We start from the raw sequence: 24,596 nt of genomic DNA on the forward strand, positions 1-24,596 counted from the left end.
TGGGCTCGGCGGTCCGATGGCGAATCACGGATCGCGTCTGCCGCAATCTGGCGCAGGTGGCCGCAGACGCGTTCCCAACGCCGCCGCGCGCGCTCAGTGTCCTGATCCACGAAGCTTGCCACCAGGATTCCGCGCAGCGCGTCCATGGCGGTGTAGACGACGTTGCGGATCTCCTTTTGCGCGGGATGCCCGGGCATCAGCTGGGCGATCGCAGCGACCAGGGTGCCGTTGACGACGGCTTCCACCCTCTCGATGTGCTGAGCGAGGACCCGGTCGGTGCGGGCGGCGACCCAAAGTTCCACGGTGGCAATGAACATCGGCCCCTGGTGGGCCTCCCACAGGAAGTCGAGGGCCGTCGCCACCGGGTCCGGGATCGACCGAATCTGACCGAGCTCCCGAATGGCGGCCTGGGTGCGCTGCTGGGCGAGATGTTCGATCGCGGCGACGACGAGGTCTTCCTTCGACCGGAAATGGTGGATCTGGGCGCCCCGGGTGACGCCGGCCAACTCGGCGATGCGCGGCGTGGTGGTGCCGGCGTAGCCGTAGGTCACCAAGCATTCGATGGTGGCGTCGAGCAGTCGGGTCCGCATCGCTGCACTGCGCTCTGCCTGGGTGCGCCGTACTGGAGGTGCAGTGCCGCTCGCGGCCATCCACCCACCTCCCCGATTGGTCCTGTCGCAGCTCCCTGCGTCGGCCTAACTTTGCAGAGAAGCGTTTACATACGTTCCCGAGGGTATGCAACTTCCTCAGCATAACCGCGCCGGACGGGGACGCCTCCCACGCCACGCGGAGGTCGCGGACTGCCTCGCCTGCGCAGCATTCGGGGGTCTGAGCCAGCTCCGCTCACCAGAGCATGTGCACCTGCTCGGCCCAGCCGAGCAGACCGTTGACGGCAACACTCGTCCCGTCGTCGGTGCGGATCCGACCGTCGTAGTGCCCGAAACACTGGTGGGTGCCGGGCAGCGGTGACCGGTGGTGGAACGGGGTGAACGTCAGCTCCACCTGGTCGGAGCCGGGCGTGCGGATCGTCCACGGCCCGGCGTATTCGGGGTAATGCCAGTCCAGTTCGGCACCGATCTTGCTCAGTCGGCCGTCGACGCAGAGCGCATTCTCGGTGCTGCCGGTGCCCACCGTCCACTTGCCGCCCAGCTGCAGGCCGACCGTGTGGCCGTCGGTGGGCCCGGAGGCGGCACCCCAGTTCCATACGGTGTTGGCCGGCCAGCGGCCGCGCCCGTGGTCGAGCACACCCCATCCGCCGTCGAAGTCGTAGCTGGTGTCACCGACCCGCACGACGCCCGACGCCGGCCGCGCGGTGTGCTTGGCGGTGTACTGGAATCTCCGCTCGCCCCACGGCACCACCACCGCCAGCGTCTCGTGTCCGGGCGGCAATGCCACCAACAGGTCACCGGTCATGGGTCCGGCAGAGGTCTTGCAGGAGAACCGGATCCGGGTGCCGTCGGGCTCGGTGGTGAGGTCGATCGTGATCAGGCCGCGGGCGGCGGCCGGTCCGTCTCCGAGACTGGGCGGCAGGGTGATTCCCCAGCCGGCCGGGTGCAGACAGCTCCGACTCACCTCACGGCCGGAATAGTCGAAGAAGTACACATTGCTCACGCCGAGATAGTCCAGGCTCGCGACGGTCACCGCGATCAGGTGGGTGGGCGTCGTCACGCACCAGTACTCCCACCGCTTGGTGCGGCCCCACCCGCGAAGATTACTGCGGTGCAACGGGGTTCGGGTCCAGCCCACCGCGGCCGGGTTCAGCGACCCGGATGGGGTGCACAGATCGACCGGGTCGGTGATCTCGCGCTCATGGGTCACCATCGGCGAACTATAGCGTTGCCGGCCGGACGACGACCACCGACTTGGTCCGTCGTCCCGAGTCCTCCAGTAATGCGATCACTCGCCCCTCGGCGTCGGTTGCCGCGTAGATGCCGTCGATGCCTGCCGGTGCCAGCGGCCGGCCGTGACTGACGTCGAGTGCCTCGTCGACGGTGAGGTCCCGGCGCGGAAAGGTTTGCAGGCAGGCGGCATCCAGGCTGTAGCTCAGCGCTGCACTCTCCCCCAGTTCGTCGAGGGTGCGAGCCTGGTCCAGCCCGAAGCTGCCGGCGCGGGTGCGCCGCAGTGCCCTCAGGTGCCCGCCCACTCCCAGCTCGCTGCCCACGTCACGGGCCAGTGCCCGGATGTAGGTTCCCGCCGAGCAGTCCACCTCGACGTCCAGATCGACGAACGGCTCGTCGCGCCGTACCGCCAGCAACTCGAAGCGTTCGATGCGTACCGGCCGGGCGGGCAGTTCGACGGCGCGGCCTTCCCTGGCCAGCTGGTAGGACCGCTTGCCGGCGACCTTGATGGCGCTGACCGCGGAGGGGACCTGCTCGATATCACCGCACAGTCCGGCGATTGCCGCGGCGATCTGGTCATCGGTGATGTGCGCCGCCGAAGTCGTCGCCAGCACCTCGCCCTCGGCGTCCTCTGTCGAGGTGGTTTGGCCCAATCGGATGGTGGCGGCGTAGGACTTCTGCGAGGTGGTCAGTAATCCCAGAATCTTGGTCGCCCGTTCGATGCCGATCACCAGCACACCGGTGGCCATCGGGTCCAGCGTGCCGGCGTGGCCGACCTTGCGGGTCCCGAAGAGCCTGCGACACCGCGAAACGACGTCGTGACTGGTGATTCCGGCGGGCTTGTCGACGATCACCAGGCCGGCCGGCGGCGGCGCGCTCACAGCACGATCGCCGTCAGCACCAGACCGCTCGCCACCGACCAGCGCCCGCGCAGCTCGGTCAACGGCGGCCCGGACAGCGCCGCGGGGTCGATCAGGATGCGGGAGGCAAAGGTTCCGTCGGGGTCAAAAGTGATGTGGGCATCCTCGAAGCCCAGCCACCGCCTGGTCAGCGGAAACCACGCCTTGTAGGTGGCCTCCTTGGCGCAGAACAGGATTCGGTCCCAGTGCCGGTCCTGCGGCAGCGCCTCAAGCTCGACACGCTCGGCGGGAAGGCTGACCGCGTTGAGCACGCCGTCGGGCAACACGTCATGCGGCTCGGCGTCGATACCCACCGACCGCACGTCGACGCTGCGGCCCACCACCGCGCCGCGGAAACCCGCGCAGTGCGTCAGGCTGCCGACAACGCCGTCCGGCCAAGCAGGCTCGCCCTTCTCCCCTTTGAGGATCGCGACCGGCGGTTGCCCGAGTTCTTCCAACGCCAGCCGGGCGCAGTAGCGCGCGGTGACGAATTCGTTGCGGCGTTTGGCGACCGAGCGGGCAACCAGCGGCTCTTCCTCGGGCAGTGGAGCCAGCCCGGGCGGATCGTCGTAGCGCTCGGCCCAGGCCAGCGAACCTGTCGGCGCTCCTTCGAGCACCCCGTCCAGCAGCTTGCTCATCGCGCCTGCCGTTGGCGTAGCCGTTCGGCGAACTTCGCACTGGCCTCGCGCATCTCGTCGGTGATGGCGAAGTGGCCGCCGAACTCGTTGAGGTAACCGGGCGGGTACTGCGGATCGGGCAGTATCTGGCGCAGCCACCGATGTGGCCGGCGACGACGCCATTCCCGCGGATAGCCCACCGAGACCTCTTCGAAGCGCACGCCGTCGTAGAACGTGGTGCGCGGGATGTGCAGGTGGCCATAGACCGAACACGTCGCGTTGTAACGGGTGTGCCAGTCGGCGGTTTCGACGGTGCCGCACCACAGCGAGAACTCCGGGTAGAACAGCGCGTCGCAGGGCTGGCGCACCATCGGGAAATGGTTGACCAGCACGGTCGGCGTCATCCAGTCGAGGTCTTCGAGGCGTTTGCGGGTCACCGCGACCCGGTCGCGGCACCACGCGTCACGGGTGCCGTAGGGCTCGGGCGACAGCAGGAACTCGTCGGTGGCCACCACGTTGTTCTCCCGCGCGATGGCCAGACCTTCGGCCTTGCTCGTCGCGCCGGCCGGCAGGAAGGTGTAGTCGTAGAGCAGGAACATCGGCACGATGGTGGCGGGGCCACCCTGCTCGGTCCAGACCGGGAAGGGGTGCTCGGGCGTGATGACGCCCATCTGGTCACACATGTCGACCAGATAGTCGTAGCGCGAGCGCCCGAATATCTGCATCGGATCCTTGTTGGTGGTCCACAGCTCGTGGTTGCCGGGAACCCAGATCACCTTGTCGAAGCATTTCCGCAGCAGATCCAGTGCCCAGCGGATCTCGTCGGTGCGCTCCGCGACGTCGCCGGCGACGATCAACCAGTCGTCCCCGGTGGCCGGATGCAGCGCCTCGGTGATCGGCTTATTGCCCAGGTGGCCGGTGTGCAAATCGGAGATCGCCCACAGGGTCGGGCCGTCTGCAGCCCTTGGCTCGTGGGTGTTCACGAGGGTCGAGCCTAATAGGTGCGCAGAATTAGAACGTGTTCTCGCCTTCGGGGCAGTGGCCGCCGCCACAACTTGTACACTCCCGGCAGAACACCGGGCGGAAGCGAGGAGTGTCATGCTCACCAAACTGCGTCTGATCACCGCGTTGGGGGCGCTGGTGATGGCCGTCGTGATGGTCTGGCAACAGACACCCCCCAGCACAGACGTCGCCGGCAGGTCCGGGGTCCAGTTGCGGTCCACCGCGATGCCGCTGGCACCCCCGACTACCTCGAGCAAAGCGGTTAACATCACCAACCCACGCCCGTTCGACGCCTGCGAGGACATCCCCTACGACGTCATCGCGCAGTTGGGGCTGGCGTTCACGCCGCCCAAGCCGGTCGAGGGCGTGCGCTGCGAATTCGACGCCGGCAACTACCAGATGGCCGTCGAGACCTACGTCTGGCGCAGCTACGACGAGTCCATCCCGGCCGATGCGATCGAGATGGACATCAACGGGCACCGGGCGGCGCAGTACTGGGTGATGAAGCCCACCGAGTGGAACAACCGGTGGTGGTTCTCCTGCATGGTGGCGTTCAAGACCAGCTACGGCCTGATCCAGCAGTCGCTGTACTACTCGCCGGTGTACTCCAGCCCGGACGTGGACTGCCCCACCGAGAACCTGATGCGCGCCCACCAGTTGGCTCCGCACTACAAGTACTGACCTGCATGGCGAGTACCTCACCCCGTTTCGCCGACGCCATCGTCAATCGGGCGCTGCGGCGGCTGCCGCCGCCCACCACCGGCTACACCGTGCGCCGGGAGCACATCCCGATGCGCGATGGGGTCCAGCTGCGCGCCGACCACTATCAGCCGACCGGCAACGTGGCCGGCACCCTGCTGGTGCGCTGCCCCTACGGCCGCAAATTTCCGTTCTCGCTGGTGTTCGCTCGGATGTACGCCGCCCGCGGGTACCGGGTGATTCTGCAGAGTGTGCGCGGCACCTTCGGCTCCGGTGGGGTGTTCGAGCCGATGGTCAACGAGGCCGCCGACGGTGCCGACACCGTGGCCTGGCTGCGCGCCCAGCCGTGGTTCACCGGGTCCTTCGGCACCATCGGGTTGTCGTATCTGGGTTTCACTCAGTGGGCGTTGCTGGCCGACCCACCACCGGAGCTGACCGCGGCGGTGATCACCGTCGGGCCGCACGATCTGTACCAGTCGACGTGGGGCGTCGGGTCGTTCGCGCTCAACGACTTCTTGGGCTGGAGTCACATGATGGCCCACCAGGAGGTTCGGCCACGGATCCGTGCCGGCTTGGCGCAGCTGACCGCGCAACGCCGGGTCAAACGTGCCGCGGCTGCGTTGCCGCTGGGCTCGGCCGGCCGGGCGCTGCTGGGCGGCGGCTCCCCCTGGTACGAGTCGTGGGTTGAGCACCCCGATCGCGATGACCCGTTCTGGGACCGCTTGCGTCACCCGGTGGCGCTGGAGCGGACCCAGGTGCCGGTGCTGCTGCTCAGTGGCTGGCAAGACCTGTTCTTGGATCAGACGCTGGCTCAGTTCGCGACACTGCGCGACCGGGGAGCCGAGGTTGCGCTGACCGTCGGCCCGTGGACCCACACCGAGATGCTGACCAAGGGATTGCGCACTGTCACCGCGGAATCCCTGGACTGGCTCGACACTCATCTGGCCGGCGCGGACGGGCCGTCGCGAACCAGCCCGGTCCGCGTCTACGTCACCGGCGGCGGGGGCTGGCGTGAATTTCCGGACTGGGCCCCCGAACCGACCGGCCGAAGCTGGTGGCTGCAGACCGGCGGGCGGCTGGCCGACTCACCCGTGGCCGACGGTGCGACCGACTCGGCCAGCTTCAGCTATGACCCGGCCGATCCCACGCCGACGGTGGGCGGGCGGCTGCTCGCCCCCGGCGGCGGCTATCAGCGCGACGACGCGCTGGCGCGCCGTGCCGACGTGCTGACCTTCACCGGGGAGCCCCTGACCGAGGATGTCTACGTCTTCGGCAGCCCGGTGGTGGAGCTGGCGCATTCCAGCGACCACCCGCATGTCGACGTGTTCGTCAGGGTCAGCGAGGTCGACGGTCGCGGACGCTCACGCAATGTCAGTGACGGCTACCGTCGGTTGGACCAGAACACTGGCACGGTTCGTATCGACCTGGACCAGATCGCCCACCGTTTTGCGGCCGGCTCTCGCATCCGGCTGCTGATCGCCGGCGGCTGTCATCCCCGGTTCGCCCGCAACCTGGGCACCGGCGAGCCCGCGATCAGCGGCGCCGCCGCGCGACCGGCAACTCACACGGTGCGGCTGGCCGGCTCACGGTTGCTGCTGCCCGCGGACCGCCGAGACCGCCTTGACCAGTAGGTCTGACATCAGCCGCTGCGGATCCAACTGCGCATCCGCACTGCCCATGACGACCACCGACGTTCGTTGGTCGAGCGCCGCCGTGTACAGATAGTCGGGGTCCTCCTCGGGGTCCGCCACGCTCAGCTTCACCCCGGTCGTGGTGGCGCCGGCAATGGCGGGTGCCGCGATACGCTCCACGGTCCCGGTCGCCTCCGGCGAACCGGACAGCGAGATCCGGTCACAGCCGTCCGGATCAGCCGCAGCCACAATGGGATTGGGTGATCGCAAGGCCACGACGTACATGTTGCCCTGGTCTCCCTGCCCGATCACGCCGGCAGCTTCGGTGCCGACCGTTGGATCGACATACGGCGGGATAACCACCGAGCGGCACTGCGGCGGGTCGACCTGGGCGTCGGTGAACGCGGCGACCGCGGACCCGTCGATGTCGGACTGCCCCAGTGTCTTTGCCGGGTGCGCCTGCGGCGTGAAGCCCTGCGGAAAGTCGTTGGAGACGGCGTCGACTCGTGAGATGTCGTACGGCGCCGGGCTCGGCTCAGCGGCGGGCGGCTGGGACGCAACCGGCCCGGCCGGGGCGACTTCGGCACTGGTACCGCACCCGGCGAGGGTTGCCCCGACGCCGAGTGCGGCCAGCAGTGCCAGCCCATTCCGGGTAGCACGCAGCCCACCGCGGTCAAAGGCCGACATCTCGATCACCACCACCACCACCAGCGGTGCCAGAAGTGGTGATGACGCCACCAGTGGTGCCGGCCCCACTGCGGCATGGGCGCCGAGCGCCAGTCGGTGGCGAACACGGTATCGGCCGGTGCGCGATCGATGGCGACGCGATTCCCGACCGCGGCCGGGAGCCCGAGCGGGGTCCCGGCCATGTGGACCGCCGCGGGCGGTTGTGCACCGACCTCCCCCGGGGATGCCTGCGCCGGGCCCGCGGCGCCGACCAACAGCGCACCGGCGACGGTGCCGGCACTGATCGCTCCGGCGGCCACGCGTCGGCACGAATTGCGTGAAATCAACATGATTTCCTCCCTCGTCAAGATTCCCGAATCATCTTGATATTCGGAGAGTAGCACCGGCACGAGTGCTCAACAACGGTCTGATTGACAATTTTTTTGTGTGCCGGATATTTCGCACCAGACGCGCCACATCCGTGTAGAAGACGTCTATATATGCAGCTCAAAACCCATCTACTGATCTACTGACCCACTGATTCACGGAGGTCCGTATTTAATGGAATCATCACCGATAGAGCTCATCTAACATTTCTTTAATCTTGTATAGATAATGGCGCGAAGAATTGCCACACCGTGGCTTTGTGCGCATCCGACCGGTGAGCGGGCCCCTGCGCGACGCCATCACCGGGGCGAGGGCCCGCTTAGGCCGCTCTGGTCTTACCCGACGGGTGACGGGCTACTCTGGCGTTAGTACCAGGGTGAGGTTCCACCGCAACCGAAGGTCCACACGATGAGCGCTGCCAGCGATTCCCTCAATAACCGCAGTTTCAGCGCCCCGGCCACCGGCTGGGCACCGCCACGCGAGACGGGAATGAAGCCGACGGAGCCGATTCCGCTGCGTCAAACCCGGACCCGCCGCACCGTCGATCTGTCGCCGGCTCAACATCGCGGGCTCGACCTCTGGCAGCGCGATGCCGCCGACCGAGTGGGATGCGCTCGCATCACCGGGCAGGAAGTCATGACGGCGCTGATCGATCAACTGCTCGCCGACCCGGAACTCTCAGCGCAGATCATTCGGACCCTGCGGTCCCGCCGGTAACACCCGCCGGAGGTCACTCGGCCTGGATCGCGGCGCAGTTCGAGTTGGTCGGCACACCGTTGAAGCGATCGCTGACCCACGCCATACTCCGCTCACCGTCGACGAACTGCGGCAGCAGGATGTTGATGTCCATCTTGTTCAGAAACGGCGGCTGTTCGTTGGTCCACAGTTCTACGTCTGCACCCAGTCGGCACCAGTCGCGCGCCGTGTCATGGGCCGACGTGTAGGGCGCCAACGGATCCCAGCGGTTGTGCGAGATATACACCGGTCCATGGGGTTTGATGTTTCCCACCCGTTGGGAGGCGAAAATCGTCTTCAGCGGTTCAGCGGAGGCGACCGCATTCAGGTCGTCCTTGAACCAGAACTCAAGGTGACGGAACGCATAGTCGACGCCACCCTGCACCAGGCAGGTGTGTCCACTCCAGTCCAGCATCTGGACCCCGCGCGGGGTCAGTGCATCCCAAATGGCTTGTTCGGTCTCCGGATAGGACGCCTGGATGCCGCGCAACAGATAGCCCGCGAGCACCGCCAAGAAGTTGCCGTCTACGGCGGGGATCGCCTCGACCACGTTGGTCAGCGGCGCGTTGGCGTAGCTACCCACCACGTTGAGTTCGGGTGCATAGGTCGACGCCAGCTCGGCAGCCGACAACGATGCTTGCCCGCCGGATGCCCAGCCCCAGAACGCGACCGGTCCGTGCGGATCCAGGGATGTGCCGGGCAGCTTCTGAGCCGCGCGGGCCGCGTCGATCAGCGCGGTCCCGGCCGCAACCCGGTTCAAGAACTGGGGCGACTGCGGCCCATGAGTGCCCAATCCGATTCCGTCGGTCACCACGATGGCGAAACCGCGGGCCAGCAGCGTCGCGATGAAGCCCTCTTCGTAGTTGAAGGTCAGGTCGAAGCCTTGCGAGAAGTGAATACCCTGGTCCAACAGTCGCGACGGCGCGCACTGCTCGCCGACGCCGTACGGTCCTGTCGCATAGGCAATCAGCGGGCGCGGTCCGCGCCCCGGCCAGGGCACGTCGGGCTCGATATAGGCCCCGGTGACCGCCACCGGATGCGCCTGAGCATCCGTGCCCCGGTACATGATTCGGGTACCGGACCCGACGAAGGCGCCCAATTGACCGGATGGTTCCAGTACCAGGTGCAGCGGCTCGGTCCGGAGCAGATCACCGGGACTCCCGGCCGGAAGCGGAGCCGGCGGCGTGTAGAACGCTTCGTATTTGATGTCGTCGGCGCGCGCCACCGGGTCGGCCACCACGGTCAGCGAACCGGCGGCCACCAAGACGGCAGCAGCTGCCGCTGCCACGCGGATTCCCGCTCGCCACCGATCGATCACCCTGGACCAGTCCCCACGATTAATCGAAACCCTCATTGGCTCTTCCTCTTTGGATGATCGGGATGGTGGCGGGACTCCAGACGCGCGAGATCACCGTGCGTCGGAAGGCGATTCAGCACCGAATGAAATTTCAGTCGCCGCTCATCCGCAACAGGCCGTCTGCTGGCAGCCACAGGTCACGGAGTCGTGAACAGCGGCTTAGCGTTTGATAACGATTAGCTCCAGGGCGAGCGGAATTTGGCACGTCGGCCAGCCGGACCGCCGGTAGCCGCCGGGAGCGCCGCACCCGGGCCTTCCGAGTTCCCGCCTGGTTCGAATCAGCTTGTTTCTAGCACCATCGGCGGCAAAAGCGCTGATCAGGGGGGGTTAGAGCGGCGCAGTCGGCAAATGCCCGTCTTGCTCGAGGACGAAGAGTCCGCGTTGTATCTCGTTCAAGTCTCGTCAAATCGAGTTATCCGTTGTGCCACACATAGTCCGCGAGGAGCACCCATGACCGTCGTCACCGAGCGCACCGCAGCCAGCGACGGGGCGATCGCCGACGTGCTGGCTACCGCCGACCGCGTCGCCGAGCAGCTGCGCCAGACCGCTGCCGCCCGGGACCGGGCCAACGCGACGCCACGCGCCGAGATCGAACTGCTGCGCGACAACGATCTGCTACAGATTCAGGAGCCGGTCGAATACGGCGGCTCTGGACTCGATTTCGCGCAGGCCGCCCAGGTCACCCGGCGAATCTCTCGTGGCGACACCTCAATTGCTCACCTGCTCGGCTATCACTACGCCCAAACCCGGGTCGCCACGCTGTTCGGCACGCCGGCGCAGGCGGACGCCCAGTCTCGTCGCAATGCCGCCGAAAAGCTGTTCTGGGGCGGGATTCAAAACCCGCGCGGCAGCGCGGGCCTGGTCTTGACCCGCGACGGCGACGGCTTCCTGCTCAACGGCAGCCGGACGTTCGCCAGTGGCGCCAGCACCGGGGATCAACTCTCGGTCACCGCCTTGCTGGACGGCTCGCAGGTGTTCCTGTCGCTCGACGCCCGCGGGGGTCGACAAGGTTTCACCTTCCTCGACGACTGGGACAACATCGGTCAGCGCCTGACGGACTCCGGCGGGGTCCGCGTCGTCGACGCGCGCATCGAACATCACGAGGTGCTCGGCGAGGAGCCATTCACCGGAGGCACCCTGAGCCCCTACCAGACGCTGATCACCCCGCACTGGCAGCTGGCATTCGTCAACTTCTATGTCGGCACCGCCGAGGGCGCGCTCACCGAAGCGGTGAATTGGACCCGGGACCACGCCACACCGTGGGAGTCCTCGGGTGTAGGCCGAGCCACCGACGATCCCTACATCCTGCAGACCGTCGGCGAATTGGTCAGTCAGGTCCGTGCTGTGGGGCTGTTGGCCGACCGGGCCGGCGAGGCCCTGCAGGGAGCCGTCAATATCGGCCCGGGACTCACTGAGGATCAGCGCGCCGAGGCCGCCATCGCCGTGTACGAAGCCAAATATCTCGCTACCGAAGTCGGCTTGCAGACCGTCAGCCGACTCTTCGAAATCCAGGGCGCCCGCGCCACCACCAGCGCGTACGGTTTCGACCGGCATTGGCGCAACCTGCGAACCCACACCCTGCACGACCCGGTCGCCTACAAGGCACGCGAGGTCGGCGACTGGGTGCTCAACCATCGGCACCCCGAGTTCTCGCTCTACCGCTGATGCCCATCACCCTGCACTGGTTCCTGCCCACCAACGGAGATTCCCGCAGTGATCTCAGTCTGGGAAACGCCGTCGGTGTCGCGGGTAGCCGCGCGAACGCCTACGGAGCCGACCGCGCCCCAGATCTGGACTATCTGCGCCTGGTCGCGGGATCGGCGGAGAAGCTGGGGTTCACCGGGGCCCTGACACCGACCAGCAGTTGGTGTGAGGACGCCTGGGTGTTCACCGCCGCGCTGAGCCAACTCACCACACGATTCAAGTTTCTGGTGGCCTTCCGTCCGGGGTTGCAGGCTCCGACGCTGGTGGCCCAAGCAGCGGCCACCTTCCAGCGGATATCGGGGGGACGGCTGCTGCTGAATGTCGTGACCGGCGGTGACGACGCCGAGCAGCGGCGGTTCGGCGACGACTTGGACAAGACCGCGCGCTATCGGCGGGCCGGCGAGTTCCTCACCGTCTTCCGGCAGCTGTGGTCCGGGGAGCCCGTCACCTTCCGCGGCGATCACCTGTTCGTCGACGATGCGACCATCGTGCCCGCAGCCACGTGGCCCGACATCTATCTCGGCGGATCGTCGGCGGAAGCGATGGATGTGGCGGCCGAGCACGCCGATGTCTACCTGACCTGGGGCGAACCGCCCGCGCAGGTCGCCGACAAGCTCGATGCGGTTCGCCGGCGGGTCAAGGATCTGGGCTCCGCTCGGGCAGCCTCCGGCGAGCTGCGGTTCGGGATCCGCCTGCACGTCATCAGCCGGCCCACCGCGGCGGAGGCGTGGGCCCAGGCAGATCGGTTACTGGCCGGAATCAGCCCCGAGCAGATTCACCGCGCTCAGCAGGTCCAGCGCAATTCCGGATCCGAGGGCCAGCGCCGGATGACCGAGCTACACGGCGGCCGAACCGACCAGCTCGAAGTCTCACCGAACCTGTGGGCCGGTGTGGGCCTGGTGCGAGGAGGCGCCGGGACCGCACTGGTGGGCAGCCATGAGGAGGTCGCCGACCGCATCGAGGAATACCACCGCCTGGGGCTGGACGAGTTCGTCCTGTCCGGCTACCCGCACCTGGAGGAGGCGTTCTCGTTCGGGGAGGGTGTGCTGCCGATCCTGGCCGAGCGGGGCCTGCTCGCCCACCCCCCTGCCCCACTGACCACGTAAGGAAGACAAGCCATGCCGACCGACCCCACCACACCGCTGAGCTTCGCCTACTGGGTGCCCAACGTCAGCGGCGGGCTGGTCACCTCGACGATCGAGCAGCGCACCGACTGGAGCTATGACTACAACGTCGCCCTGGCCCGGATCGCCGAGGAAGCCGGCTTCGAATATGCGCTGACCCAAGTCCGCTACACGGCCAGCTATAGCGCCGAATATCAGCACGAGTCAACCAGTTTCAGCCTGGCCTTGCTGCTGGCCACGCAGCGACTCAAAGTGATCGCCGCGGTCCACCCGGGATTGTGGCAGCCGGGCGTGCTGGCGAAATGGCTGGCGACCGCCGATCATCTGTCGAACGGACGGGCGGCGGTCAACGTCGTCAGCGGCTGGCTCAAGGACGAATTCACCCAGCTCGGCGAGCCGTGGCTTGAGCACGACGAACGCTACCGGCGCAGCGCCGAATTCATTCAGGCGCTCCGGGCGATCTGGACCGAGGACCCCGCCAACTTGGCCGGCGACTTCTACCGCATCCGCAACTTCCGCCTGCAGCCCAAGCCACTTTCGTGGGATGGCCGGCCCCACCCGGAGATCTTTCAGGGCGGCAACTCCACCGCAGCCCGCAACAACGGCGGCCGCTACTCCGACTGGTATTTCTCCAACGGCAACGACTTCGACGGGGTCAACGCCCAACTGGCCGACCTTCGCCGGGTCGCTGCCGATTCCGGCCGCGCAGCACCGCCCCGCTTCGGCCTCAACGGCTTCGTCATCGTCCGTGACACCGAGGCAGAGGCCAAAGAGGTACTGCGGGAGATCATCGCCAAAGCCGATGTTCCCGCGGTCCAGGGATTCGGTGCGGCGGTGCGGCAGGCCGGCGCGTCGACCGCCGACCATCGTGGCATGTGGGCTGATTCCAGCTTCGAGGACCTGGTGCAGTACAACGACGGCTTCCGCACGCAGCTGATCGGCACCGCCGAACAAGTCGCCGAACGCATCGTCGAGTACCGCAAACTGGGGGTGAATCTGATCCTGGCCGGCTTCCTGCACTTCCAGGAGGAGGTTGAGGCTTTCGGCCGAAACGTGCTGCCGCTGGTGCGCGAACTGGAGGCACATGCCGGCTTGGCACCCGTGCCCGCGCCGGCGCTGCCGTGACGGCGGGCCGCGTGCGGTGCCTCGGTAGCCACGCCGAAGCCGTCGCTGCCGCTGAGGCATTCGCCGCCGCGGTGCGCCCCGGCGCCGCCGAGCGGGACCGGGCCGGGGGTGTGCCGCGCGGCGAGCTGGCCGATTTCGACCGTTCGGGTCTGCCGGCCATCACTGTCCCGGTCGCCGACGGCGGATCCGGTCTGGGCCCGGTGACCCTGGCCGAGGTGATCAGAACCATCGCCGCCGCCGACCCGGCGCTGGCGCAGATCCCGCAGGGCCACTTTCTGGCCATCGACATCCTGCGCCGGCTCGGTACGCCAGAACAACGCAGCCGGATCCTGCCCGCGGTCACCGAAGGCGGACGCATCGCCCCGGTGCTGGCCGAACGCGGCGGCACACACGCGCTCGACTTGAAGACCCGGCTGGTTGCCGACGGACCAGGCTGGCGGTTGGACGGCGTCAAGTACTACAGCACCGGCGCCATCACGGCCCGTTGGCTGGCCGCCAGCGCGCTGGACCCCGACGACAAGCTGGTGCTGGCGCTCATCGAACGCGACAGTCCCGGAGTCGCCATCGGTGAGGACTGGTCGGCGATGGGACAGCGCGCCACGGTCAGCGGCACAACAACTTTCGTTGGTGTGCGCGTCGAATCCGGCTTCGTGGTGCCGTACTGGACGGCGTTCACCGAACCACAGCTACTCGGTGCACGAACACAGCTGGTGCACGCGGCTATCGAAGCAGGGATCGCCGAGGGGGCGCTGGCCGACGCCGCGGAATTCGTCCGCACCCGCAGCCGGCCGTTCTTCGAGGCGTACCGGTCCGACCAGGCGCCGACGGCGGCCGAGGACCCGCACATCCGGTTGCGGTTCGGCCGGTTGGCCACCCGCACGCGTGCCGCGGTGCAGCTGCTGCGCTGGGCGGCCGAAGTCCTCGAGGAGCTGGGCCTGATCCCGGCCGGTCCCGACACCGCAGCGCAGGGGTCGATCGCCGTTGCCCAGGCCAAGGCGTTCGCCAGCGAGGTGGCCGTCGAGGTGGCCAGCGAGCTGTTCGCGCTGACCGGAACCAGCGGAACCGACCTCAAGTACGGATTGGATCGACATTGGCGCAATGCCCGAACGCACAGCGTGCACGATCCGGTGGACTGGAAGTATCACCACATCGGAGCCTGGGAGCTCACCGCGGTCCGGCCGCCGAGTCACGGGCAGATCTGACCCGCCGAGTGCGTCAGCCGACGGTGTCGCGAACCCGGGTGGCCACCGCCTCGAGCTGTTCGCCGGTGTACACCGGGGACCCGAGCTCAGGGTCGGCGATCGGTAGCCGCACCCAGCTGGCACAACCGGCATAGTCGGGGCTGCGCGGAAGCCGCACCGGTGTGGACAGCGGGAACACCTGGACCACCAGCGCCGTCAGCCGATGCTTGGGCCGGAAATCCAGCCGATCGGCGCGCACCGAGTCGGCGGTCCAGATATGCAGGTCCGCGATCTCCTCCAATGCGTCGGGGCGCTCGACGGGCAGCGCTGCAACGACTTTCGCCGCGGCCCGTACCAGCACCTGCTCAGCGGTGGAATCGACGGCCGCCGGCGCGAGCAGGTCGCGGTGTTCGGGACGGACCCGCTCGGCGTGGCTGTGCACCGAGGTCGGAAACAGCAGAAACTCCTCAGCATGGGTGTCGAAGCGCTTCTCGTGAATGCCGCCTTTACGCAGCAGGATTCGTTGCCGGCCGGCCAGCAGCGCGGCAACGACAGCGCTCCACTCCTTCAACGCCATACCGTGCATTCCCCTCAGCGTAGCCGGGGCTACGGTGAACCGGTGAGCGACAACATTCTGCTGGTCCAGACACAGGACCGCGTCCGCACCCTGACGTTCAACCGCCCGCAGGCCCGCAATGCGCTGTCCGGCGCGCTGCGGGACGCCATCTTCGGTGCGCTGGCCGACGCTGACGCCGACGACGACGTCGACGTGGTGATCCTGACCGGCGCCGATCCGGTGTTCTGCGCCGGGCTGGACCTCAAGGAGTTCGGCGAATCCACTGCACTGACAGACATTTCCCCGCAGTGGCCACCGATGACCAAGCCGGTGATCGGCGCCATCAACGGTGCGGCGGTGACCGGCGGGCTCGAGCTGGCGTTGTACTGCGATGTCCTGATCGCCTCGGAGCAAGCCCGATTCGCCGACACCCACGCCCGGGTCGGTTTGCTGCCGTCCTGGGGACTCAGCGTCCGGCTCCCCCAGAAGGTCGGCGTGGGCTTGGCCCGCCGGATGAGCCTGACCGGCGATTACCTCTCCGCTGCCGACGCGCTGCGGGCCGGGTTGGTCACCGAGGTGGTGCCGCATGCCGAGCTGCTGTCCGCGGCGCGCCGGGTGGCTGCCTCGATCGTCGGCAACAACCAGGCCGCGGTACGGGCACTGCTGGCCTCCTATCACCGCATCGACGAGTCGCAGACCGCCACCGGACTCTGGATCGAAGCGATGGCGGCCAAGCAGTGGCTGCACACCGTGACCGGCGCCGACGTCGCCGCCAACCGGGCGGCCGTGTTGGAACGTGGGCGCGCCCAGGTGCAGTGACACGACACGTCCCGGGCGGCGCTTGCGCACCGCCCGGGACGTGTCAGGTGTGGCGAACCGCTAGAAGTCGAGACCCAGGAACGCAGCGCCCGGGTCCATCAGCGCCGAGGCGTCGAAGCCACCGAACAACCCGCTCAGGTCGAAGTCGCCGAACGGGGTCACGAAGGTGTCCGTGACGGTGCTGTCGGCGCCGTCCAGACCGGGGATGGCCGAGTAGACGTTGGCGAAGCCACCACCGATGTTCAAAACGCTGTACACCGAACCGAGCACCGGCAGGTCCGCGGCCTCGCCATCACCGGGAGTCACACCATCGATGACGAACTCCGTGGTGGTCAGGCCCAACAACTGGGTGACGGTCTCCTGCGCATGCGCGGTGCCCAGCAGGTCCGTGCCGTCATAGATGTTGAAGTCCTGTCCGGTCACCGGCAGGGGGAACCAGGTGCCGCCGAGGTTGAGTCCCGGGTATCCGCCGCCGATGTTGAGCAAGGGCAGCGCGCCGACCGTCTGGTAGACCGGCGCGAATCCCGGGCTGGTGTCGGCTCCGGACCCGGTGAACGGGTCGAAAGTGGTGCCGCCGATGCTGAAGGCTTCCGCGCCCACGGCACTGTCGCTCAGGGCGGCGAATGCGGCGCCCGGGTCCATCGAGACCCCGGTGGCCATGCCACTGAACAGCGAGCTCAGGTCCATGCTGCCGAACGGCGTTACGAAAGTGTCGGTGATGGTGCCGTTTTCGCCCGGGGTGGCCACGTAGACGTTCGCGAAGCCGCCACCGAAGTTGAACGCGTCGTAGATCGTGCCCGCGGCCGGCAGGCCGTCGCCGGTGTCCGAACCGTCGGTGACGACGAGCTGGGTGTTGGTCATGCCGAACAGATTGGTCACGTCCACCGCGGTGTTGATGGTGCCGAGGTGCGTGGCGTCGTCGCCGGTACCGCTGTAGACATCGAAATTCTGTGGCGCGAGACCGTTGCCCTGGTGGCTCGGGTCACCCAGCGATGCGCCGCCGATGGCCAGCAGGGGCGCGGCGCCACCGAGCGCGGCGACCGGGGTGAAGCCCTCCCCCACATTGGCGCCGTTGCTGTCGACCAGGAACGGGTCCAGCGTCAGGCCACCGATGGCGAAGGCGTCGTCGCCACCGCCCGACGCCCCGGCCTGCAGCGCGGCGAAGGCGTCACCCGGCTGCAGCGGGTCCGCCGCGTTGAAGCCGGCGAACATCGAGCTCAGGTCCATGCTGCCCCAGGGCGTCACGAAGGTGTCGGTGACGGTCCCGTCCTCGCCCGGGGTGGCGATGTAGACATTCGCAAAGCCACCGCCGAAGTTGAACACGTCATAGACCGACCCCGACGTCGGCAGGTCCGCCGCCGACCCGCCGGATGCGGTGTTGACGTCGGTGATGGTGAACTGAGTGTTGGTCAAGCCCGCCAGGTTGGTGACGACCACGCTGGAGTTGACGCTGCCCAGGCTGGCGCCGTCCGCGCCGTACACCTCGAAGTTCTGGGGTGCGATCGGCAGCAGGCCGCCGGGGCTGCCACCACCGAGAGTCAACAGCGGCGCAGAGCCGGTGAGCGTGTGAACAAGGTCGAAGCCCTCCTGCGCGGAGGAGCCGGTTCCTGTGTACGGGTCAAACGTATATCCGCCGAGCGTGAAGGCGTCGGCACCGGTGGCACTCGGCGCCACAGCGTCGTCGCCCGGGCCCGCCACGGCGACCGCAGCCTGCAAAAACGCCGCAGTAAGCAGCCCACCCCCGGTGGCCAGGCCTGCGGCGATCAGTCGGTAATGCATCATTTTCGAGCTTCCCCATCTCGGTCGTTTTCCCATGCCGGTGGGTTACATCCGGACAGTCAGATGTATGCCACCGGTAACAACGAGCAGAATGCTACCCACGAGTAACCTAAATGTATAGATAGGGATTGTAGGTTTTTCCTGTCAGTTAGCTGGACAAACAGAACGCCCCGGCGTGCTGGAACACCGTTACCGTGGGACAGCAAACCGGACCTACTCAGGTGGACTCAGTCGTGGCACAGAACTACCCGCCCTATCCCCCGTGGCCCTATTGCGACGTCGCTTCGCCGTGGGAGTCTGACGGCTGGTGGGCTAGTGGATCGGCCGAAGGATCCGGCACGGATTTCCTGCAGCCAGTACACCGGCCGGCAAATCCCGAGTCACCACGCTGCCGGCCCCCACGACCGTGTCGTCTCCGATCGACACCCCGGGGCAGACGATCACCCCCGCCGCCAGCCAGACGTTGTCGCCAAGGGTGACCGGAGCGGCTGATTCCCAGCCGCCCCGCCGCGCATCGATGTCGTCGATGGGATGCAGCGCCGTCAGCAGTTGGGCGCGGGGTCCGATCGACACGTGGTCGCCGATGGTAATGGGCGCGCAGTCCAGAAAGACCGCGTCATAGTTGACGAAGCAGTTGGCACCGATGCTGATGTATGTTCCGTAGTCGCAACAGAATCGGGGCAAGATCTCTGAGTTCGCCCCGAATGATCCCAGCAGTTTGTCCAGGAGTTCACGGCGGGCGTCCGCGTCGTCTGGACCGGTGGCGTTGAACGCCGCCACCACGCGTTGGCAATCCCGCCGGCCGGCGACCAAGTCCGGGTCGTCGGGCCGATACAGCGCCCCGCGCAGCATCCGATCTCGCTGACTGCTCACTCCAGCCGATCCTACGGCCGTCCGGCTCGCACCCAGCGCCCGGAAAGCGCCCGCCACCCGACGAACAGCAACCGCAGCATGATGAACGTGGTCAACCCCGACCAGATCCCGGCCAGCCCCCAACCCAGCGCCAACGACAGCCAGATCAGCGGCAGGAACCCGATCAAGGCGCTGATCACCGTGGCGGTACGCATGAACGCGGCGTCCCCGGCGCCCAGCAGCACGCCGTCGAGCGCGAAGACGATTCCGGCGACGGGTAACTGAGCCACCATGAACCACCACGGCACCGCGACGGCGGCCAGCACCGCGCCGTCGCCGGTGAACAGGCCGGGCAGCGTGCCGGAGCCGACGGCAAGCAACACGGCCAGCACCCCGGCGGCCATGCCCGAGAACACGGTAGCCCGCATGGCCACCGACCTGGCTTGATCGGCCTCTCCGGCACCCAGTGCCGCGCCGACCAGGGCCTGGGCGGCGATCGCCAGCGAATCAAGCACCAACGCCAGAAACATCCACAGCTGCAGCACAATCTGGTGGGCGGCCAACGCTGCCGCCCCGAACCTGGCCGCCACTGCGGCTGCCGAGACAAAACACGCCTGAAAAGCCAGCGACCGCACCATCAAGTCTCGGCCCATCGCCAGCTGCGCGCGTAGCACCGCAGTGTCGAACCGCAGCGAAACCTGCTCGGAGGCAAGCGCACGCAAGAACAACAGTGCCGAAAGCCACTGGCCCGCACAGTTGGCCACCGCGGAGCCGGCCAGGCCCCAGTGCGGCATGCCCAGCGCCCCGAAGACCAGCAGCGGGCACAGCAGCGCCGAAAGCGCAAAGCCTGCAACCACATAGCGCGGAGGGCGCGAGGTGTCTTGCACTCCGCGCAGCCATCCGTTTCCGGCCAGCGACACCAGGATCGCCGGAGCGCCGAGGATCGCGATCCGCAGCCACGGCAAGGCGGCCTGCGCGATGGCGTCACGACCTGCGGCAGCCGAGACCAGCGGCACCGCTGCAGCCTGCACCACGACGACGATCAGCACCCCCAGGCCCAGTGCCAGCCAGGTCGCCTGCACCCCCTCGGCGACCGCGGCGCGACGGTCACCGGCCCCGAAGTGGCGTGCCGCCCGTGCCGTGGTGCCGTAGGACAGGAATGTGCCCTGCGAGCCCACCAGGCCCAGGATCAACCCGCCGATCGCCAGCCCCGCCAGGCCCAGCGCACCCAGTCGGCCGACCACCGCGGTGTCGAACAGCAGATACAACGGTTCAGCGGCCAGCACCACCAGCGCCGGCAACGCCAGCGCCATGATCTGGCGGCCGCCGGCCGCGGCGCGGTCCGTCACCGCTCGAGCGCGGTGACCAGGGCGGCGATCACGTCCTGCGCCGTTCCGGTCGCCGTGTAGCCGGCGGCCAGCCGGTGTCCGCCACCGCCGAATGAGACGGCCACTGCGCTCAGATCCACCGCCGACTTGGCGCGCATCGACACCGCCCAGCGCCCCGGCTCGGTCTCCTTGAACACCGCCGCCACTTCGGCCTGTGCGGTGGTGCGCACGATGTCGACGATGCTCTCCACCTCCTCGGACCGCGCCGCGGTCCACTCGGCGTGGTCGACCGCCGCATAGACCAGCCCGCGCCCGCCCGCCGCGTCAGGCAGCAGTCGCGCATTGGCCAGCACGCGCGACAGCATCGTCAGCCAGCCGAAAGGGTGGGTGTCCATCACGGTCCGGGTGATCGCCGCGTTGTCCACGCCGACGTCCACCAGCCGCGCCGCCAGCCGGTGCGCGCGGGCACTGGCCCAACGGAACGACCCGGTGTCGGTGGCCAGCCCCGCATACAGGCAGTGCGCCACCTCCACGTCGATCGGCTCGCCCCAGGCGTCGATCAGTTCAGCCACCATCATCGTGGTCGAATCCGCGGACGCGTCAACGAAGTTGGCGGTGCCGAACAGCTGGTTCGATGCATGATGGTCGATCACCAGCAGCTCGCGGCCGGCGGCCAGCTCCCGCAGCTCCCCGAGCCGATCCGCGCTCGAGACGTCGACTGTGACCACCAGATCGACGTCCCGGCGCATCGCATCGGCAGCGACCAGCAGGTCGCCGCCCGGCAACGACTGCAGCGTCTGCGGCAGCACCGCCGGGCGGGCGAAACTGACTTCGACCGCCTTGCCGCGCCGTCGCAGGACCGACGCCAGCGCCAGCCCCGCACCGATGGTGTCGGCGTCGGGATTCACATGGCAGATCACCGCCAGCGTGCTCGCGCCCGCCAGCAGTGCCACTGCTCCGGCGGCGTCGACCCGCCGGCCCGTGGGCAGCGGGTCAGTCGCCCGATTGCTCACCGTCACCGCTGTCGTCGGCGCCCGCTTGTCCGGGCGCCTCCCGGTACGGGTTGGGGTCCCCGACCGGTTGCTTGCCCTCCCGTATCCGGGCCAGGTCGGCGTCGGCGGCTTGGGCTGCGGCCAGCAGTTCCGCCATCCGATGGGCAGCGTCGGGCACGGTGTCCCGGACGAACGTCAGGGTCGGGGTGAACCGCACCCCGGTGCCTGCGCCGACCTTGGACCGCAGCACCCCCTTGGCCCCCTCCAGCGCGGCAGCGGCCCCGCCGTAGTCGGGGTCCTCGTCCAGGGAGGGGCCCAGCACCGTGTAGTACAGGGTCGCGTCGTGCAGATCGGCGGTCACCTTCGCGTCGGTGATCGTCACGCCGGCCAGCCGCGGATCTTTGATCTCGTACTCGATCGCCGAGGCGACGATCGTGGAGATCCGCTTGGCCAGCCGGCGTGCCCGTGCCGGGTCAGCCATGATGACCGCGCCTACACACGTGCTTTTTCTACGAGCTCGTAGGTCTCGATGACGTCGCCTTCCTTGATGTCGCTGTAGGTCAGCGTCAGACCACACTCGTAGCCGTCGCGAACCTCGGTGACATCGTCCTTCTCCCGGCGCAGCGAGGAGACCGTGATGTTTTCGGCGACCACCACGTTGTCACGCAGCAGCCGCGCCTTGGCGTTGCGGCGGATGAGACCGGAGGTGACCAAGCAGCCGGCGATGTTGCCAACCTTGGAGGACCGGAAGATGGCGCGAATCTCCGCCCGCCCCAGCTCCTTCTCCTCGTAGATCGGCTTGAGCATGCCCTTGAGCGCGCTCTCGATCTCTTCGATGGCCTGGTAGATGACCGAGTAGTACCGGATCTCCACACCCTCGCGGTTGGCCAGCTCGGTGGCCTTGCCCTCCGCACGCACGTTGAACCCGATGATGATCGCGTCCGACGCCGACGCCAGGTTGACGTTGGTCTCGGTGATGCCACCGACACCGCGGTCGATCACCCGCAGCTGCACCTCGTCGTCGACCTGGATTCCCATCAGGGCCTCTTCCAGCGCCTCGACGGTACCGGCGTTGTCGCCCTTGAGGATCAGGTTCAGCTGACTGGTTTCCTTCAGCGCCGAGTCCAGGTCCTCCAGCGAGATCCGCTTGCGCGAGCGCGCCGCCAGCGCGTTGCGCTTACGCGCGCTGCGCTTGTCGGCGATCTGGCGAGCGATCCGGTCCTCGTCGACCACCAGCAGGTTGTCGCCGGCGCCCGGCACCGAGGTGAACCCGATGACCTGCACGGGCCTCGACGGCAGCGCCTCTTCCACGTCGTCGCCGTGCTCGTCGACCATGCGCCGCACCCGGCCGTAGGCATCCCCGGCGACGATCGAGTCGCCGACTCGCAGCGTGCCGCGCTGGATCAGCACGGTGGCCACCGGACCGCGGCCGCGGTCCAGGTGGGCCTCGATCGCCACACCCTGGGCCTCCATGTCGGGGTTGGCCCGCAGGTCCAGGGCCGCGTCGGCGGTCAGCAGCACCGCCTCTTCCAGGGCCGCGATGTTGGTGCCCTGCTTGGCGGAGATGTCGACGAACATGGTGTCGCCGCCGAAGTCCTCGGCAACCAGTCCGTACTCGGTGAGCTGCCCCCGGATCTTGGCCGGGTCGGCACCTTCCTTGTCGATCTTGTTGACCGCCACCACGATCGGCACATCGGCAGCCTGGGCGTGGTTGATCGCCTCCACCGTCTGGGGCATCACACCGTCGTCGGCGGCCACCACCAGGATCGCGATGTCGGTGGCCTTGGCGCCACGGGCACGCATGGCCGTGAACGCCTCGTGACCCGGGGTGTCGATGAACGTGATCAGCCGTTCGGAGCCGTCGAAGTCGACCGACACCTGGTAGGCGCCGATGTGCTGGGTGATGCCACCGGCCTCGCCCTCGCGGACGTTGGCCTTGCGGATGGTGTCCAGCAGTCGGGTCTTGCCGTGGTCGACGTGACCCATGACGGTCACCACTGGCGGCCGGCTCTGCAGGTCCTCCTCGCCGCCCTCGTCCTCGCCGTAGGTCAGGTCGAAGGACTCCAGCAGCTCGCGGTCCTCGTCCTCGGGCGAGACCACCTGCACCACGAAGTTCATCTCGCTGCCCAGCAGCTCCAGCGTCTCGTCGCCCACCGACTGGGTGGCGGTCACCATCTCACCGAGGTTGAACAGCGCCTGCACCAGGGCAGCCGGGTTGGCGTCGATCTTCTCGGCGAAGTCGCTCAGCGATGCGCCGCGGGCCAGCCGGATGGTCTCGCCGTTGCCGTGCGGCAACCGCACACCACCGACGACCGGCGCCTGCATGTTCTCGTACTCGGCGCGTTTCGCCCGCTTCGACTTGCGTCCGCGCTTGGGTGCACCGCCGGGCCGGCCGAAGGCACCGGCCGCGCCACCGCGCTGGCCGGGACGACCGCCGCCGCCACCACCGCCGGGACGACCCCGAAAACCTCCGGCACCGGCGCCTGCGGGGGCGCCTCCGCCGCCGGGACCACCGGCACCGCCACCGCGGTAGTTACCACCGGGACCGCCGCCGGGACCGCCCGGGCGACCGCCGGGCGCACCGGGTCGGCCACCGCCACCGGGACGCGGCGGACCGCCGGGGCGCGCCGGGCGACCCTGCGCGCCGAAGTTGCTGGTGCGACCGGGCATGTTGCCCGGTGTCGCGCCGCCGCCGGGACGCGGCATGCCGGGCCGGGGTGCGCCCCCAGGCCGGGGCGCCTGCGGGTGCGGACGCGGAATGGCGCGCTCAACCGGCTGCGCCGAGGAGAACGGGTTGTTGCCGACGCGCGGGGTGCGGGCGCCGGGCTTGGGGCCCGGTGCTGCCGGCCGCGGGCCGGGAGCGGGCGGCGCCGCCGGGGACGGTGCCGCAGCTGCCGGCGGCGGGGCCTCGGCCGCAGGCGGAGCCGCCGGGGCTGCCGGAGCGGACGGCTTGGCCGCGGGTGCGGCGGGCTTCGCAGCCTCGCCGTCAGCCGCAGCGGCCGGTGCCGGCTTCGCCGGTCCCGGAGTCGCCGCCGGGGACGGAGCCGGAGCGGCCTTGGCAGGCGCCGGGGCCGCGGGCGCTTCGGCCTTCGGCGCGGGCTTACCGCCGCCGAAGGACTCGCGCAGCCGCCGCGCGACGGGGGCTTCCACGGTTGAGGACGCCGATTTGACGAATTCGCCCTGCTCGCTCAGGCGGGCGAGGACTTCCTTGCTGGTGACACCGAGTTCCTTGGCCAACTCGTGTACGCGGGCCTTTGCCACTACATCTCCTGTCTATGAGGCGACAGCGGTGGTGGGCCGCGCCT

General features: G+C 68.3%; 22 protein-coding genes and 1 pseudogene. 8 read left to right on the top strand and 15 right to left on the bottom strand.

The annotated features are described in order from the left end of the window. Window positions 1-32: 32 nt before the first annotated feature. From ABW16_RS07680 to ABW16_RS07700, 5 genes and pseudogenes are all read right to left on the bottom strand, one after another. Window positions 33-650, bottom strand: a pseudogene (locus ABW16_RS07680) (TetR/AcrR family transcriptional regulator); the annotation flags it as partial. 193 nt (window positions 651-843) lie between these two features. Further along, the gene (locus ABW16_RS07685; protein WP_047318543.1) at window positions 844-1,821 is read right to left on the bottom strand and encodes a DUF2804 domain-containing protein; all 978 of its coding nucleotides are present in this window, start codon (window positions 1,819-1,821) and stop codon (window positions 844-846) included. Between the two features lie 7 nt (window positions 1,822-1,828). After that, on the bottom strand, window positions 1,829-2,719 hold the full coding sequence (gene truB / locus ABW16_RS07690; RefSeq protein WP_047318544.1) for a tRNA pseudouridine(55) synthase TruB: 891 nt from the start codon (window positions 2,717-2,719) through the stop codon (window positions 1,829-1,831). Further along, window positions 2,716-3,375, bottom strand: coding sequence for a 4'-phosphopantetheinyl transferase PptT (gene pptT, locus ABW16_RS07695; RefSeq protein ID WP_047318545.1), 660 nt, complete (start codon window positions 3,373-3,375; stop codon window positions 2,716-2,718). The genes truB and pptT overlap by 4 nt, the downstream gene beginning before the upstream one ends. Further along, complete coding sequence (locus ABW16_RS07700; RefSeq protein ID WP_047318546.1) at window positions 3,372-4,337, bottom strand: metallophosphoesterase family protein; 966 nt, start codon at window positions 4,335-4,337, stop codon at window positions 3,372-3,374. The genes pptT and ABW16_RS07700 overlap by 4 nt, the downstream gene beginning before the upstream one ends. Before the next feature lie 115 nt (window positions 4,338-4,452). Between ABW16_RS07700 and ABW16_RS07705 the strand changes: the two genes are divergently transcribed. Both ABW16_RS07705 and ABW16_RS07710 read left to right on the top strand, forming a co-directional pair. After that, a complete protein-coding gene (locus tag ABW16_RS07705; protein WP_047318547.1) occupies window positions 4,453-5,037 on the top strand; it encodes a DUF3558 domain-containing protein in 585 nt (194 codons plus the stop codon). 5 nt (window positions 5,038-5,042) lie between these two features. Beyond that, complete coding sequence (locus ABW16_RS07710) at window positions 5,043-6,686, top strand: CocE/NonD family hydrolase (RefSeq protein WP_047318548.1); 1,644 nt, start codon at window positions 5,043-5,045, stop codon at window positions 6,684-6,686. Here the strand turns inward: ABW16_RS07710 and ABW16_RS07715 are convergent. Further along, complete coding sequence (locus ABW16_RS07715) at window positions 6,639-7,424, bottom strand: DUF5642 family protein (protein WP_233424713.1); 786 nt, start codon at window positions 7,422-7,424, stop codon at window positions 6,639-6,641. The genes ABW16_RS07710 and ABW16_RS07715 overlap by 48 nt on opposite strands. Then, window positions 7,379-7,702 (bottom strand): hypothetical protein, encoded by a 324-nt coding sequence (locus ABW16_RS07720; protein WP_131721478.1) that lies wholly within the window; start codon window positions 7,700-7,702, stop codon window positions 7,379-7,381. Before ABW16_RS07720 ends, ABW16_RS07715 begins: the two co-directional genes overlap by 46 nt. Before the next feature lie 445 nt (window positions 7,703-8,147). Between ABW16_RS07720 and ABW16_RS07725 the strand changes: the two genes are divergently transcribed. Further along, window positions 8,148-8,456 carry a hypothetical protein gene (locus ABW16_RS07725; protein ID WP_047318551.1) on the top strand — a complete coding sequence of 103 codons (309 nt, stop codon included), beginning with the start codon at window positions 8,148-8,150 and terminating at the stop codon, window positions 8,454-8,456. A gap of 13 nt (window positions 8,457-8,469) precedes the next feature. Here ABW16_RS07725 and ABW16_RS07730 read toward each other — a convergent pair whose 3' ends face one another. After that, the gene (locus ABW16_RS07730; protein ID WP_047318644.1) at window positions 8,470-9,762 is read right to left on the bottom strand and encodes a lipase family protein; all 1,293 of its coding nucleotides are present in this window, start codon (window positions 9,760-9,762) and stop codon (window positions 8,470-8,472) included. Window positions 9,763-10,281: 519 nt separating this feature from the next. Between ABW16_RS07730 and ABW16_RS07735 the strand changes: the two genes are divergently transcribed. The 4 genes from ABW16_RS07735 to ABW16_RS07750 are packed head-to-tail and all read left to right on the top strand — an operon-like array spanning window position 10,282 to window position 14,986. Further along, window positions 10,282-11,496, top strand: coding sequence for an acyl-CoA dehydrogenase family protein (locus ABW16_RS07735; protein WP_047318552.1), 1,215 nt, complete (start codon window positions 10,282-10,284; stop codon window positions 11,494-11,496). Then, a complete protein-coding gene (locus ABW16_RS07740; RefSeq protein WP_047318553.1) occupies window positions 11,496-12,641 on the top strand; it encodes an LLM class flavin-dependent oxidoreductase in 1,146 nt (381 codons plus the stop codon). The genes ABW16_RS07735 and ABW16_RS07740 overlap by 1 nt, the downstream gene beginning before the upstream one ends. Window positions 12,642-12,653: 12 nt before the next feature. After that, window positions 12,654-13,784 carry a dimethylsulfone monooxygenase SfnG gene (gene sfnG / locus ABW16_RS07745; protein ID WP_047318554.1) on the top strand — a complete coding sequence of 377 codons (1,131 nt, stop codon included), beginning with the start codon at window positions 12,654-12,656 and terminating at the stop codon, window positions 13,782-13,784. Window positions 13,785-13,795: 11 nt separating this feature from the next. After that, window positions 13,796-14,986 carry an acyl-CoA dehydrogenase family protein gene (locus tag ABW16_RS07750; protein ID WP_233424714.1) on the top strand — a complete coding sequence of 397 codons (1,191 nt, stop codon included), beginning with the start codon at window positions 13,796-13,798 and terminating at the stop codon, window positions 14,984-14,986. A gap of 13 nt (window positions 14,987-14,999) precedes the next feature. On the opposite strand, the gene ABW16_RS07755 is transcribed toward ABW16_RS07750, so the two are convergent. Continuing rightward, window positions 15,000-15,551, bottom strand: a complete 552-nt coding sequence (locus ABW16_RS07755) for a DUF1802 family protein (RefSeq protein WP_047318556.1) — start codon at window positions 15,549-15,551, stop codon at window positions 15,000-15,002. A gap of 33 nt (window positions 15,552-15,584) precedes the next feature. On the opposite strand from ABW16_RS07755, the gene ABW16_RS07760 reads away from it, so the two are divergent. Then, window positions 15,585-16,340 carry an enoyl-CoA hydratase gene (locus ABW16_RS07760; protein WP_047318557.1) on the top strand — a complete coding sequence of 252 codons (756 nt, stop codon included), beginning with the start codon at window positions 15,585-15,587 and terminating at the stop codon, window positions 16,338-16,340. A gap of 60 nt (window positions 16,341-16,400) precedes the next feature. On the opposite strand, the gene ABW16_RS07765 is transcribed toward ABW16_RS07760, so the two are convergent. The 6 genes from ABW16_RS07765 to infB form a co-directional block, all read right to left on the bottom strand. Further along, window positions 16,401-18,122: a hypothetical protein gene (locus tag ABW16_RS07765; RefSeq protein WP_047318558.1), complete on the bottom strand. Its 1,722-nt coding sequence runs from the start codon at window positions 18,120-18,122 to the stop codon at window positions 16,401-16,403. A 309-nt stretch (window positions 18,123-18,431) separates the two neighbouring features. Beyond that, the gene (locus ABW16_RS07770; RefSeq protein ID WP_109519526.1) at window positions 18,432-18,992 is read right to left on the bottom strand and encodes a sugar O-acetyltransferase; all 561 of its coding nucleotides are present in this window, start codon (window positions 18,990-18,992) and stop codon (window positions 18,432-18,434) included. Between the two features lie 11 nt (window positions 18,993-19,003). Further along, window positions 19,004-20,284, bottom strand: a complete 1,281-nt coding sequence (locus ABW16_RS07775) for an MATE family efflux transporter (RefSeq protein WP_047318645.1) — start codon at window positions 20,282-20,284, stop codon at window positions 19,004-19,006. A 32-nt stretch (window positions 20,285-20,316) separates the two neighbouring features. Beyond that, window positions 20,317-21,312: a DHH family phosphoesterase gene (locus ABW16_RS07780; protein WP_412178186.1), complete on the bottom strand. Its 996-nt coding sequence runs from the start codon at window positions 21,310-21,312 to the stop codon at window positions 20,317-20,319. Continuing rightward, window positions 21,293-21,772 carry a 30S ribosome-binding factor RbfA gene (rbfA, locus tag ABW16_RS07785; RefSeq protein WP_047318561.1) on the bottom strand — a complete coding sequence of 160 codons (480 nt, stop codon included), beginning with the start codon at window positions 21,770-21,772 and terminating at the stop codon, window positions 21,293-21,295. The genes ABW16_RS07780 and rbfA overlap by 20 nt, the downstream gene beginning before the upstream one ends. Before the next feature lie 11 nt (window positions 21,773-21,783). Then, on the bottom strand, window positions 21,784-24,552 hold the full coding sequence (infB, locus tag ABW16_RS07790) for a translation initiation factor IF-2 (protein ID WP_047318562.1): 2,769 nt from the start codon (window positions 24,550-24,552) through the stop codon (window positions 21,784-21,786). Between the last annotated feature and the right edge of the window lie 44 nt (window positions 24,553-24,596).

This window comes from Mycolicibacter heraklionensis (assembly GCF_001021505.1).
GTDB classification, from domain to species: domain Bacteria; phylum Actinomycetota; class Actinomycetes; order Mycobacteriales; family Mycobacteriaceae; genus Mycobacterium; species Mycobacterium heraklionense.